Raw genomic sequence first — 12,511 nt, forward strand, 5'->3', positions numbered from 1 at the left:
ATTCGCAGCGGTACGGCCAGCACCCGCAACGACCTCGCCGAGCACCTGGGCGTGGCTCGCTCGACTGTGGTCCAGCGCCTGGCCGTGCTGACGGCGGCGCGCCTGGTGCGCGTGGCGGGCGACGCGCAGTCAAGCGGTGGGCGACCGGCGTCGGTGTTCGCGTTCAACGAGAACGCCGGCCTGGTGGTGGTCGGCGACCTTGGCCAGACGGGCTGCCATCTGGCCGTCTGTGACCTGGGGGCGCGGCCGTTGGCCGAGCTCACCGCGCCGCTGCAGATAGACCTGGGCCCGGAGGTCGTGCTCGGCTGGGTCAAGGCGCGCTTCGGCGAGCTGCTGCACGAGCTCGGCCGCGACTGGCAGGACGTGCTGGGCGTCGGCATCGGCCTGCCCGGCCCTGTGGATTTTGACACCGGCAGGCCGGTGAGCCCGCCGGCGATGCCCGCCTGGGATGGCGTCGACGTGCCCGGCATGTTCGCCGATGTGACCGACCGTCCCGTGCTGGTTGACAACGACGCGCGGATCATGGCCCTCGGCGAGCATCGCGCCGCACGCCGCGGCGATCGGCACATGATCTTCGTGAAGCTCGGCTCGGGGATCGGCGCGGGCCTGATCGCCTACGGCGAGGTGCTGCGCGGCGAACGCGGAGCGGCGGGCGACATCGGCCACATCGTGGTGGACCCGAACGCGACAGAGGTCTGCCGCTGCGGCAACGTCGGCTGCCTGGACGCGGTCGCCGGCGGCTGGGCCATAGCCCGGCGACTGGGCGATCTCGCACCGACACCACCGGATGTCGTGAGGCTGGCTCGCGACGGCCAGCCCGAGGCGATGGCCGAGGTCCGTCGCAGCGGCCGGCTGGTCGGCGCCGCCGTGGCCGACGCCGTCAACCTGCTGAACCCGACTTCGGTCGTGATCGGCGGCAAGCTCGCAGAGGCCGACGAACAGGTTTTTGCCTCGGTGCGCGAGGCGATCTACCGTCACTCCACTCCGGTCGCATCGCGGCACCTGCAGATCGCGCTCACCGAACTGGGACACATGGCCGGGGTGATCGGGGCGGCGCACATGGTGATCGATCACGTGCTGGCGCCAGAGCATGTGTTCGAGCTGGTCGAGCGCCGCCTGCAGGCGGCCTGAGCGGGCGCCGCGCCGCCGCGGCTCGGCGCCGGTCAGCTCGTGGCGGCAACTGCCGCGGCGGCGAGCGCGGTGACCCGCGGCCAGTCGCCCGCGTTGATCAGCTCGGGCGTGACCATCCACGAGCCACCGACGCAGACCACGTTCGGGAGCGCGAGGTAGGCGCCTGCAAGCTCCAGGTCGATGCCGCCGGTCGGGCAGAAGCTGACCTGCGGGAACGGCCCGGCCAGCGCACGGATCGCTGCGATGCCGCCGCTTGACTGCGCCGGGAAGAACTTCATCGTGGTGATCCCCCGCTCCAGCAGGCGCAGCACCTCGCTGGCCGTGACCGCCCCTGGCAGAAACGCGCCGCCGGCCTGCGCCGCGGCCTGCGCCAGCGCGTCGGTGCAGCCGGGTGAGACGATGAAGCGCGCCCCGGCGGCCCGCGCGGCGTGCAGCTGCGCGGGCGTGGTCACCGTACCGGCGCCAACCACCGCATCCGGGACCGCGGCCGCGATGCGGCCGATCGCCTCGAGCCCCGCGTCGGTGCGCAACGTCACCTCCAGCACCGGCAGGCCACCAGCGACCAGCGCCCGTGCCAGCGCCACAGCGCGCTGGGCGTCGTCGATCGTGATCACCGGCACGACGCGCGTCGCACCGAGCAGCTGCTCAAAACTCTCGCTCACAACTCTCTCTCCGCCTGGGGCTGCACGGGCCTCAAACCTCCACGAGCTCGCCGACGCCGACGCTGGGACGCACAACGGGCTGGGGATCATGCAGCGTAGTGAATACGCTCGCGCCCGTATCGGCGCTCGACACCGACCGTCGGAAGAGCCCGAAGAGCTCGCGGCCGACGCCCTCCTCACCGGCTCGCGGCGCCACCGCGGGCAGACGCGACTCGAGGTCTGCCTCGAGCACGTCCAGTCGTCCACGTCGCGCGTCCAGCCGGATCAGGTCGCCGTCGCGCAGCAGCGCAAGCGGTCCACCAGCTGCCGCCTCCGGGGTGCAGTGAATCGCCGCCGGCACCTTGCCGGAGGCGCCCGACATGCGCCCGTCGGTGACGAGCGCCACGCGCTGCCCGCGGGCTTGCATGACGCCGAGCGCCGGGGTCAGCCGGTGCAGCTCAGGCATGCCGTTGGCGCACGGACCCTGGAAGCGCACCACCACGACCACGTCATCGTTCAGCGTGCCGGCCGCGAACGCATCGAGGAATGACTGCTGATCGTCGAACACGCGTGCGGGCGCCTCGATCACGCACTGCTCGGGCCTGACGGCCGACACCTTGACCACGGCCCGGCCGAGTGAGCCGTCAACCACGCGGATGCCGCCGTCGCGGGCAAACGGTTGCTCGGGTGAGCGCAGCACCGCCGGGTCAAGCGCACCGGCGGCGGGCGCCTGCTCCCAGCGCAGCTCGCCGTCGACCAGCACCGGTGTCTGCGTGTAGCGTCGCAGGCCGTGACCTGCGACGGTCGGCACATCCTCGTGCAAGAGCCCGGCGTCGAGCAGCGCCGCAAACAGACTGGCGGTGCCACCGGCCCGCTGGAAGTCGTTGATGTCGGCCTTGCCGTTGGGGTAGATGCGGGCCAGCAGCGGCACCAGCTCGGAGAGCTCGGCGAAATCCTGCCAGGTGAGCGCGATGCCGGCCGCCGCCGCCATCGCCACCAGGTGCATGGTGTGGTTGGTCGAGCCCCCGGTCGCGAGCAGCGCCACGACGGCGTTGACGATCGCGCGCTCATCGACGATGCGCCCGACTGCCGCGCGCTCCTCGGGGCCAGCCAGCGCGACGACCCGGCGACCGGCCGCCTCGGTCAGCCGCCGGCGCAGCACCGTCCCGGCGGGGACGAAGCTCGTGCCCGGCAGGTGTAGGCCGAGTGCCTCCATCAGCAGCTGGTTGGTGTTGGCCGTCCCGTAGAAGGTGCAGGTGCCGGGGGCGTGGTAGGAGCGCAGCTCCGCGTCGAGCAGCTCGGTGGTGTCAGCGGCGCCACGGGCGTGACGCTCGCGCACGCTCGCCTTCTCGGTGTTGGGCAACCCCGATGGCATCGGGCCAGCGGGCACGAAGATGCACGGCAGGTGCCCGAAGCTGAGCGCACCGATCACCAGCCCCGGCACGATCTTGTCGCAGACCCCGAGCAGCAGGGCGGCGTCGAACATGTCGTGGGCCAGAGCCACAGCGGTCGCCATCGCCACCACGTCCCGGCTGAACAGCGACAGTTCCATGCCCTCGCGCCCCTGCGTGATCCCATCGCACATGGCCGGCACACCGCCGGCGAACTGGGCCACGCCCCCGGCTCGCAGGATCTCCTTCTTGAGCAGCGCCGGATAGCGATCGAGCGGCTGGTGTGCCGAGAGCATGTCGTTGTAGGCGGAAACGAGCGCGACGTTGGGCACGTCGCGCTCGACGAGCAGCTCCTTCTCGTCTGCGCCGCAGCCGGCGACGCCGTGCGCAAGGTTGGCGCAGCCGGAGCGCCCGCGGGGGCGGCCGTGGATGGCGTCATGCTCGATTCGGCGGTCGATCCGGTCGAGATAGGCGCGCCGCGTCTCACGGCTGCGGCGAGCGATCCGCTCGGTGACCTCGGCCACCGTCAGATGGACGTCGCGGGCTGGTCGGGGATTTGGCCAGTTGTGCATGTTGCGAGCTATATCTAATTCGAGTTATGCTTGTCAAGCAACAAAAGTGTTAGACCCCCGACCTGAGAGGAGCTGGATCGAGTGGGAGGAGTGCGATGAGCGTGGCGCTCGAGGATCAGGCGAGGTTTGAGGCGGAGGACTGCGCGGCCCTGGTGCTGGCGAGCTTTGCCTGCCGCAGCTGCCTGAAGGCACCGGATCTGATCACGTTGACCGGTGCGCCGGGCAGCCGTCTGGCGACCAGCAAGTGCGCCGCTTGCGGGGCGATGAATCGCGTCAGCATGAGCGATACGCAGGCCTTCAAGCTGTGGACCCTGCAGCGTGGCAACACCTTCGTGCACTTTGCGCCACAGCACTGGTAGGCGGCAGCGGCCCGCCGCGCGGACGCTCTTGAGATAGCCTCGGGTCGATGGCGCAGATAACCGTCCAGAGCGGGCTCTCCTTCGAGTACGAGAGCTTCGGTGACGACGCCGATCCGGCCGTGCTGATGGTGATGGGCTTTGGTGCCCAGCTGGTCTCCTGGCCGCGCGAGTTCTGTGCGCAGCTCGCGGCCGCCGGGCGCCGCGTGATCGCCTTCGACAACCGCGACTGCGGTCGCTCCGCGAAGCTCGACGGGCGCGAGCCGCCGCTTGAGCAGATCCAGCTGGCAGCGGCGGCGGGCGACTTCGCCCGCGCCCGTGAGCTTGCGCCCTACACCTTCAGCGACATGAGCGACGACGGCTTTGACCTGCTCGGCGCGCTCGGCATGGAGCGCGCCCACGTCGTCGGCGTCTCGATGGGCGGCATGATCGCCCAGACGATGGCGATCGAGCACCCCGAACGGGTGCTGACCCTGACCTCGATCATGTCGCACACCGGCGAGCCGGAGTACGGCCAAGCGCAGCCGGAGGTGCGCGCCGCGCTGCTCGCACCCGAGCCCGAGGACCGCGACGCCTACATCGAGTCGGCGTCAACCTGGCTTGCCTGGCACTCGCGACGCTACCCGGAGCTCGAGCAGACGCGAGCGATCGCGGCAGAGACCTACGACCGTGGCCTGTGCCCAGCCGGCACGCGCCGCCAGCTGGCGGCGATGCTGGCCAGCGGGCCGCGCGCCGAGGGACTCTCCCGTCTGCGCGTGCCCACGCTCGTCATTCACGGCCTGGACGACACCCTGATCGCGCCCAGCGGTGGCGAGCGCACGGCCGCGCTGGTGCCCGGTGCAAAGCTCATGCTGCTGGAGGACATGGGGCACGACCGCCCGCGGCCGCTATGGCCCCGGCTCTGCGACGCGATCGCCGAGCACACCGCCGCGGCTCAGCCCGCAACGTAGGCGGTGACCGAAGCCGAGCGCACCACCCCGGCGCCGCTGGTGGCGGTGGCGGTGTAGGTCACCGTCTCGCGCGCCGCACCACGCCGCACGTGGACGCGCAGCCGGCAGGACACGATCCCGGAGACGCGGTCGCGGGCCAGGCAGCGGGCATGCACCAGCGTGCGGTAGTGACCGTGCCACCGCACGCCCACGACGCGGACGTGCGGCGCGCCCAGGTCGATGCGAATGTGGCGCACGGTGACGCTCGCCGACGCTCCCGCGATGGTCCTGATCCTGCGCGTGAGACTGCCGTTGCGGACGCTGTGGCGTATCACCACGGGCTTGGGACAGCCGCCGGCGATCATCGAGCCGGCGCGGTCACAGACAAAGCGCACGCGGACGATCGTGTGCCACCAGCCGCGGCGGTTGCGCCGCAGGCGGCTGCGCAGCACGGCGCGGATCGTCGGCTTGACGACGAACGCTTGCTCGACCGTGGGGCCGGTGACCGTCTGTGAGGCGGACGAGCTCGCGTAGTCGCTCGAGCCCGTGTAGGCGGCCGTCAGCGTCTCGGTGATGTCGGCCGGAACGGCGTAGGCGAGCGTGGCCACGCCCGCCGTCAATGGGACCGAGCCGAGCGTGCGGCCCTCGACCGAGAACACGACCGTGCCGGACGGCGTCCCATCGCTCGGCGCCAGCGCCGCCACCTGAGCGGTGAGTGTCGTCGCGCCCACCGTCAACACCGTGGCCGTGGCCGCCGCGGACACAGTTACCGTCTGCTCCGGCTGCGCCTGAGCGAGGCTGCGCGCGCGCATGTCGCGCGAGCGCTCATGCGCGCCGGCGCTCGTGGTCGTAGCGACGCCCGCCACGAGCGCTAACGCGAGCAGTGTGCGAGCTGACAGCAGCCTTCGCATGTGAGATCTCATCCCCTCAGCGCCCCGGATGGGGCGCCCGGTAGCGGAGCAGCGTAGCTGAGCAAAGCCAGCCTCGCGAGTTCTGGGCGAAGCCTTGCGGCCCCATGTTCGTCGAGCGCGGCGTGTGAGGGGTGAAGTTTCGCCAAGCAGACGTGGATCCGGTGCGTGGCGCGGTCCCGCCGAGCACCAGGATCTCGGGCGTTGCGCCGGCGCCCATACAGGCAAGCGCAGCGCTCGATGCCGAAACCTGAATTTCGCTCAAATTGCGCGAAGGTGCTGCGAGCGCCCTTGCGCGTTGAGCGCCGTGTGCCCTAGCTTTCAGCGCAGCGGTTCGGGAGGGAGCAGGCCCAGCAAAAGCCAAGCAGGGCGGCTCCCGACGGCGAGCGACGAGGCTTATTCCGTGCGCAGGCTACGCGCGAGAGCAGGCACGATCAGCGCCCCCGAGCCGCTTTTTTGTGCCGCTGCGGCGGTGGGTCCGGCCGCTTCAGCGTGTGGCTGCCTGCGCACAAATCCTTCGACGTAAGTACGCTGGGAACGCCCGTGGGAATCCTCGTGTGCGGGCTCGGAACCGTAGCCGACTCCTGCCGGTTACCTCAGCCCGCGCGGCAAGCAAGACCAATGGATCAAGACCTCTCCCCGCAGCCCGACCAGAGTCTCGTCGAACCCGATCTGCCCACGCCCTACCTGAGCCGCAACGGCTCAGACTCATTGGAACAGGCCACCGCCTCACCAGCGCCCGGCGACCCCGCCCGCAAGGGGGGCGGCAGGTCGCGCGCGGTAGCGGAGCTCGTTGTGACAGTCGCGGTCGCAGGCGTGCTCGCGCTTTTGATCCAGGCGTTTCTGGTCAAGCCCTACAAGATCCCGAGCGGCTCGATGATCCCGACGCTGATGATCGGCCAGCGGATCCTGGTCGACCGCCTGGCCACACACCCCACGCTCGGCGAGGTCGTGGTCTTCCATCCGCCGAAGGGCGCGCTGGTCGGCGCCGACGGCGTCTGCGGCAACCCCAACCAGGGCTACGGGCATCCGCAGCCGTGCGACCGCGACTCAGGCGGCGCATCGTCCCAGACCTACGTGAAGCGCGTGGTCGGCCTGCCGGGCGATCGCCTGCGGATCGTCGACGGCTACGTCTACCTGAACGGCAAGCGCGAGAACTTCGGCTACCACCCCAGGGCCGACGCCCACATCAACGGGTTCGTCGCCTGCAGCCCCGCGGAGTCCTCCTACTGCAACTTCCCCAAGGCCATCACCGTGCCCAAGGGCTACTACTACATGATGGGCAACAATCGCGGCGTCTCCGACGACAGCCGCTACTGGGGCCCGGTGCCGCAATCGTCAATCATCGGCACCGCCTTCTTCACCTACTGGCCGCTTGGCCGCATCGGCACGCTCTGAAGCGAGCGGCGCCCGCCAGCTCACCCCGGTGGCCCCGGCGGCCGCAGCGGCTAGTCGATGAAGCCGCCGGACTGATGCGCCCACAGCTGCGCGTAGGTGCCGCCGCGGCTGAGCAGCTCGCGGTGCGTGCCGGAGTCTGTGATCGCCCCAGCCTCCACCACGACGATACGGTCGAGCTTTGCGATCGTGGCCAGCCGGTGGGCGACGACCAGCGACGTGCAGTTGGCCATCAGTGACCACAGCGCCTCCTGCACTAGCTGTTCGGAGGCCGAGTCGAGCGCACTGGTGGCCTCGTCCAGGATCAGGATCGGAGCGTGCTTGAGCATGGCCTGCGCGATCGCCACACGCTGGCGCTGGCCGCCGGAGAGCTTCAGCCCGCGCTCGCCGACGATCGTCTGGTAGCCGTCGGGCAGATCGGCGACGAACTCGTGCACGTGGGCAGCACGACTCACCTCAATGATGCGCTGCATGTCCGGCTCGCCCTCCTGCCCAAGCCAGATGTTCTCGGCGATCGAGCGGTGCAGCATCTGCGGATCCTGCGGCACGTACGAGACGTGGCTGCGGAGCGAGCGCTGCGTGACCGCGCGGATGGCCTGGCCGTCGATTTGGATCTCACCACCGGTCACGTCCATGAAGCGCAGCACCAGCCGCGTCAGCGTTGACTTACCACCGCCTGAGGGACCGACGACGCCGACGCGCTCCCCCGGCGCGACCACCAGCTCCAGGTTCTCGATCAGTGGCTGCTGCGGGGTGTAGGAGAAGGACACCGAACGGAAGGCAACTTCGCCACGGGTGACGCGCAGCTCCCCAGCGCCGGGCGCATCCACCACCTCTGGGTCGGACTCCACGAGGGCCACCAGCTTCGCGCCGCGACCGAGCGCACGTGAGAGCGATCGGACGGTCTGAAAGCTCTGGATCACCGAGTCGGCGATCTGCGAGGTGTAGAACAGGATGAGGTAGACGATCGCCGCCGAGACATCGTGATGCAGCGCCAGCACCACGCCGATGAAGAGCGCGCCCCAGCTCATCAGATTGATGATCGACGACATCCAGGTGCGTGTGACCGTGAACGCGCGGCGAGCGCCGAGGTCGGCTGCGACCGACCGCCCCAGCTTCTCCGAGAGCGTCGCGCGCTCGAGCGACTCGCCGCTCTGCGCCTTGACCGTTGCGATGTTGCGGATCACGTCAAAGGCAACCCCTTCGGCCTCCGTGTGGGCGGCCGAGAAGCGCGCCGAAGCCTCGGTCACCGGCCTTGAGCGGATCACCACCAGCCACACGAAGAGCGCCGTGAACACAGCCACGGTGAGGCCCACCGGCCAGGCGACCACCAGCAGCACGACGATCCCGGCGAGCACGCTGACGACGATCCGCAGCATTCCCCAGGTGAGCTCGTCGATCGACTGCATCAGCGCCCAGGAGAAGGTTGAGAGGGTCGATGAGACCTCACCCGAGGGGTGGTCGACATGCCAGCGGTAGCTGAGCTCAAGCAGACGCTCGAAGGCAACCCGCACCGAATTTGAGAACGCCTTGGTGCAGCCCTCCCACTCGAGCCAGCCGGCGAGCCGGAAGCAGACCGTGCCGGCGAGCAGCAGGCCCGCGTAGGCGAGCACGACCGGGCCGAAGGTGGGCCACAGCTGCGCGTGCGGAGGCAACTTGATGATCCGCTCGAGCGCGTCGGCGAACACCAGTGGTGTGGCGACGCTCTCCACCAGCACGCCCAGCACCATGCAGGTGGCGCCACCGATCAAAAGCCGTGCGTATGGCCGCGAAACCTCCACGCAGAAGCGCAGGGTCGCGCGATGGCTCGCTCTGGCCTCAAGCACCGGCACGGCGAAGTCAGGCGAGGCCCAGGTGCGCGCAGACGGTCGGTGCGGCGGGCGCGACCTCGGCAGACAGTCGCGGCAACAGCAGCGACCAGCCGGGCTGCATGGCTATGGCCTCGCGTACGAGCCCGAGCCCACGCTCGAGCTCGCCGGTCTGGACGGCCCCGAGACCGGCCCAGAAGAGCAGCTCGTGGTTTCCTGGGGCAAGCGCAAAGGCCTGGTCGTAGAGCACGGCCGCCTCATCGTGGCGGCCCTCCCCGGTGAGCTCGTCACCACGGCCGGCGAGCTCGTAGGCGCGGTGCAGCTCGTAGAGCCGACGCAGCTCGACGAGCGGCTCGGGGTGGTCCTCGACGTGCAGCCTCACCTCGGCCTCCCACGGCTCGCCGGTCGCCGGCACCACCAGGAGCGCCGCTGACTGGCGGCCACGGATGTCACCTCCGGCCGCCTCGGCGGCGTCCAGCGCCGCAAGCAGGCGGCCGGCCAGCGGGCCGGCCGCCGTGGTGAAGGCCTCAAGCATTCTCGGCCACACCGCGGGGCTGGCCATGATGTTCGCCTGGCAGGAGACCTGCTCGCCGGTCACATGGCCAGCCTCGGCCATGCAGCTGTGGCCGGTGTGCGCCGCCACGCGCCCGTTCGCATCAACGATCGCAAGCTGGCGGCTGGCCGCGCCCAGGTCGGCGGCCAGCAGGCGCTCGAGCGCCTCGCCAGCGCTCGCCCCGCCGGCAAGCAGCTCGAGCGCGTCCGGGCCGTGAGCCACGCGCACGTTGGCCTGGGTGGCGACCGCGCCCACCCCGGGCCGGGCCCATGGCACGATCGGGCCAACGGCAAACCAGTGCGACTGCACGGCAACGCCGAGCTCGCCTGTCTGCTGGTCGCGGGCGACGATCGAGTAGGTCACGCTGCCTATCGTAGGCGCACGGCTGCTCAGCCGCGCTCGCAGCGCACTGCGAGGAGTGCAACATCGTCCTCGAGCGGTCCGTCGTTGAGCGCCTCGACACGGTCGAGCAGGCCGTCGGGGATCAGCTCCCAGATCGTGTCGGGTCCGACACCGGACAGCAGGTTGACAAGCCCGTCGATGCCCAGACGGACGCCACGCGAGACGACGTGGCCCTCGTAGATCCCGTCTGAGTAGAGCAGCAGCGTCCATTGCCGCCCCAGCTCGATCTCGTGCACATCCCAGCGGGGCGGCAGACCGATGCCCAGGGGCGGCCCGGCGCCGTGCGCTGTCAGCATCTGCACGCCGTCGGCTCTGGCAAGCAGTGGCGGCGGATGCCCAGCGAGCGCCACGCGCGCGGTGCCAGCGTTGAGGTCCACCTCAACGCTGGCGAGTGTCGCGTAGACGTGCTCGGCGTGGCGCTCCTGACTGGCGAGGCGGTCAAGCGTCTCCAGCAGCCGTAACTGCTCCACCCCGGCGAGGATCAGAGTGCGCCACGCGATACGCAGCTGCACACCGAGCGCCGCCTCATCTGGACCATGCCCACACACGTCGCCGAGCACGATCTGGAGCCGCGCCGGCGAGCTCTGTACGACATCCAGGAAGTCCCCGCCGAGCACCTGTCTGCGATCCCCAGGGCGATACCCGTGACGCACCTGCACACGCGGGTCGTCGACCAGAAACCGTGGCATGAGCCCTCGCTGCACACGCCTGGTCTCTGCGCTCTGGTAGCGGAGCATCGCCAGCTCGCGGGCATACCGCTCGGCCCGCTTGCGCTGGACCGAGAGGCGGATCGCCCGGGCCAGCGAGTGTCCCGGGGTGGCCTGCCGCCACACGTAGTCCTGAGCGCCGATGCTGAGCGCCGCGATCCCGCTGCGGTCGTCACCGTCGGCCACCAGCATCACAACCGGCAGATCGGGGTTGCTTGAACGGATCAGCGCAAGTGCGTCCATGCTGGCCGCCCGTGGCGCATCCGCGGCGAGCAGCACACAGTCGACCTCGCCGCCTAGGTCGGCGTCGGCCTCCGGCAGGCTCGACATGAGCACGACCCGCAGCTGGGGCCAAACCTTGCGCAGACGCTCGGTCAGGGCCTGCGCCTGCAGGCGGTCAGGGTCGATCAGCAACAGCTGTTCGGGATCGCCCGCGCGCCTCGCTGACACATCGGTTTGTGTTGACACCCGCAAACCCCGGTTATGGTCGTTGACGCCGACGTCGGCGCGTTCCGGTGGAGCTTACGCCGCCAACGAACCGCCACCAACAGCGGAACTTTCCGATCGCCCGCGCGTTCAAACGGTGACGGTACAGGCTTATGACGGTCGCGCGCGCTGCACCGGCGCGGAAAACGTGACGGAGGCGAACGAGAGATGACCGGCGGGCTCAACGTGGACCAACAGGCGGATGGCGTCGTGGTCGTCGCTGGTGAGCTGTCGCTCACCGAGGCGCAAGCGCTGGAGCGCCACCTCTCTGAGGTGCTCGCGACCACAGACGAACAGCAGGTCGTGCTCGACCTGGCCGGCGTCGCATTCATCGACTCCACAGGTCTGGGAGTCCTCGTGCGAGCGCACCAGGCCGCGAGCCAGAAGGGCATCCGGCTGACGGTTCGCAATCCCGGGCCGCAGGCACAGCGACTGCTGACGCTCACCGGACTGGATGCGCGCCTGACGCTGTCCGAGCAGACCCCGGCGGATCAACGCTCGACAGGCGCCACGGCCTGATCTGCTCCGGGACCTCCGCCTCAGGAACCCCGCGGGTGCGTCTGAACGTCATCCGCACCTCGGTGCCCGCGCCGAGGCGACTGTCAAACTCGACCGTGGCCGCCAGCGCGCGTATCACGCCCAGGCCGGCGCCCAGCCCGCGCGTGCCACACGAGCCCGACGCCATGCCACAGCCACGATCGCTGACCACGGCATCAACCGAACCGCCACGCACCGTACAGGAGAAGATCAGCGGACCAGACGCGCCAGGGTAGGCATGAAGCACAACGTTGTTACAGGCCTCGCTGACGGCTAGGCAGAGGTCATCCAGCACTGCACTGCCAAGCCCGACCTCGTAAGCGATGGTGCGTAGCAGCCTTCGCACGAGCGACACAGACCCGGGCTGACTGATCAGCTCGAGCCGTAGCGCCAGATAGCCGTGCGCCGAAGTTGGGTGTCGTCGTGCCAGTTCCCGCGCGGGCATCCACTGCGGCGTGTCGCTGGCTCCGGCGGGCTCAGGATCACCGCACATCTCAGGACCGCTGCGCATCTCAGGACCGCTGCGCATCTCAGGACCGCTCCGCTTCCGATCTCGACCACAACGCTGCGGGCTTTGCGACGGTCAGACCGTCGCAAAGCCCGCACTCCAACGTTCGCCGCCGCGCCGCTCGGCCGAGCGCTGACCGCATCCGCATCAGGCACGGGGTTTTGGGCTCGCCGCTCATGCTCATTTC

12 protein-coding genes are annotated in these 12,511 nt (G+C 70.0%); 5 read left to right on the forward strand and 7 right to left on the reverse strand.

Features of this window, described 5'->3' with window-relative positions:
- Window positions 1–51 precede the first annotated feature (51 nt).
- Window positions 52–1,131 (forward strand): ROK family protein, encoded by a 1,080-nt coding sequence (locus tag M3M54_RS08590; RefSeq protein ID WP_249018629.1) that lies wholly within the window; start codon window positions 52–54, stop codon window positions 1,129–1,131.
- Between the two features lie 32 nt (window positions 1,132–1,163).
- Here M3M54_RS08590 and eda read toward each other — a convergent pair whose 3' ends face one another.
- Both eda and edd read right to left on the reverse strand, forming a co-directional pair.
- Window positions 1,164–1,793, reverse strand: coding sequence for a bifunctional 4-hydroxy-2-oxoglutarate aldolase/2-dehydro-3-deoxy-phosphogluconate aldolase (eda, locus tag M3M54_RS08595; protein ID WP_249018630.1), 630 nt, complete (start codon window positions 1,791–1,793; stop codon window positions 1,164–1,166).
- Between the two features lie 31 nt (window positions 1,794–1,824).
- Entirely contained in the window at window positions 1,825–3,735 is a 1,911-nt protein-coding gene (gene edd, locus M3M54_RS08600) for a phosphogluconate dehydratase (RefSeq protein ID WP_371878568.1), read from the reverse strand.
- A gap of 95 nt (window positions 3,736–3,830) precedes the next feature.
- Here edd and M3M54_RS08605 point away from each other — a divergent pair, with 95 nt between their 5' ends.
- Together M3M54_RS08605 and M3M54_RS08610 are read left to right on the forward strand one after the other, a co-directional pair.
- A complete protein-coding gene (locus M3M54_RS08605; RefSeq protein WP_249018632.1) occupies window positions 3,831–4,094 on the forward strand; it encodes a hypothetical protein in 264 nt (87 codons plus the stop codon).
- 47 nt (window positions 4,095–4,141) lie between these two features.
- On the forward strand, window positions 4,142–5,041 hold the full coding sequence (locus M3M54_RS08610; protein ID WP_249018633.1) for an alpha/beta fold hydrolase: 900 nt from the start codon (window positions 4,142–4,144) through the stop codon (window positions 5,039–5,041).
- Here the strand turns inward: M3M54_RS08610 and M3M54_RS08615 are convergent.
- Complete coding sequence (locus M3M54_RS08615) at window positions 5,026–5,931, reverse strand: Ig-like domain-containing protein (RefSeq protein ID WP_249018634.1); 906 nt, start codon at window positions 5,929–5,931, stop codon at window positions 5,026–5,028. The two genes, M3M54_RS08610 and M3M54_RS08615, sit on opposite strands and share 16 nt — an antisense overlap.
- A 618-nt stretch (window positions 5,932–6,549) precedes the next feature.
- On the opposite strand from M3M54_RS08615, the gene lepB reads away from it, so the two are divergent.
- Window positions 6,550–7,326 carry a signal peptidase I gene (gene lepB, locus M3M54_RS08620; RefSeq protein WP_249018635.1) on the forward strand — a complete coding sequence of 259 codons (777 nt, stop codon included), beginning with the start codon at window positions 6,550–6,552 and terminating at the stop codon, window positions 7,324–7,326.
- Window positions 7,327–7,376: 50 nt separating this feature from the next.
- On the opposite strand, the gene M3M54_RS08625 is transcribed toward lepB, so the two are convergent.
- Genes M3M54_RS08625 through M3M54_RS08635 form a run of 3 tightly spaced genes read right to left on the reverse strand, consistent with a single transcriptional unit; the run spans window position 7,377 to window position 11,243 of the window.
- The gene (locus M3M54_RS08625) at window positions 7,377–9,149 is read right to left on the reverse strand and encodes an ABC transporter ATP-binding protein (protein WP_249018636.1); all 1,773 of its coding nucleotides are present in this window, start codon (window positions 9,147–9,149) and stop codon (window positions 7,377–7,379) included.
- Between the two features lie 13 nt (window positions 9,150–9,162).
- Window positions 9,163–10,047 carry a DUF1028 domain-containing protein gene (locus M3M54_RS08630; RefSeq protein WP_249018637.1) on the reverse strand — a complete coding sequence of 295 codons (885 nt, stop codon included), beginning with the start codon at window positions 10,045–10,047 and terminating at the stop codon, window positions 9,163–9,165.
- A gap of 26 nt (window positions 10,048–10,073) precedes the next feature.
- On the reverse strand, window positions 10,074–11,243 hold the full coding sequence (locus tag M3M54_RS08635; protein WP_249018638.1) for a PP2C family protein-serine/threonine phosphatase: 1,170 nt from the start codon (window positions 11,241–11,243) through the stop codon (window positions 10,074–10,076).
- Window positions 11,244–11,447: 204 nt separating this feature from the next.
- Here M3M54_RS08635 and M3M54_RS08640 point away from each other — a divergent pair, with 204 nt between their 5' ends.
- Window positions 11,448–11,798, forward strand: coding sequence for an STAS domain-containing protein (locus M3M54_RS08640; RefSeq protein ID WP_249018639.1), 351 nt, complete (start codon window positions 11,448–11,450; stop codon window positions 11,796–11,798).
- On the opposite strand, the gene M3M54_RS16930 is transcribed toward M3M54_RS08640, so the two are convergent.
- On the reverse strand, window positions 11,722–12,345 hold the full coding sequence (locus tag M3M54_RS16930) for an ATP-binding protein (protein ID WP_371878569.1): 624 nt from the start codon (window positions 12,343–12,345) through the stop codon (window positions 11,722–11,724). The genes M3M54_RS08640 and M3M54_RS16930 overlap by 77 nt on opposite strands.
- Window positions 12,346–12,511 lie beyond the last annotated feature (166 nt).

The organism is Conexibacter sp. S30A1 (assembly GCF_023330665.1).
Lineage (GTDB): Bacteria > Actinomycetota > Thermoleophilia > Solirubrobacterales > Solirubrobacteraceae > Palsa-465.

Coding starts and splice junctions, on each gene's coding strand:
- lepB (WP_249018635.1), top strand. CDS start 6,550: ATGGATCAAGACCTCTCCCCGCAGCCCGACCAGAGTCTCGTCGAACCC.
- M3M54_RS08615 (WP_249018634.1), bottom strand. CDS start 5,931: ATGCGAAGGCTGCTGTCAGCTCGCACACTGCTCGCGTTAGCGCTCGTG.
- edd (WP_371878568.1), bottom strand. CDS start 3,735: ATGCACAACTGGCCAAATCCCCGACCAGCCCGCGACGTCCATCTGACG.
- M3M54_RS16930 (WP_371878569.1), bottom strand. CDS start 12,345: ATGCGCAGCGGTCCTGAGATGCGCAGCGGTCCTGAGATGTGCGGTGAT.
- M3M54_RS08640 (WP_249018639.1), top strand. CDS start 11,448: ATGACCGGCGGGCTCAACGTGGACCAACAGGCGGATGGCGTCGTGGTC.
- M3M54_RS08610 (WP_249018633.1), top strand. CDS start 4,142: ATGGCGCAGATAACCGTCCAGAGCGGGCTCTCCTTCGAGTACGAGAGC.
- M3M54_RS08605 (WP_249018632.1), top strand. CDS start 3,831: ATGAGCGTGGCGCTCGAGGATCAGGCGAGGTTTGAGGCGGAGGACTGC.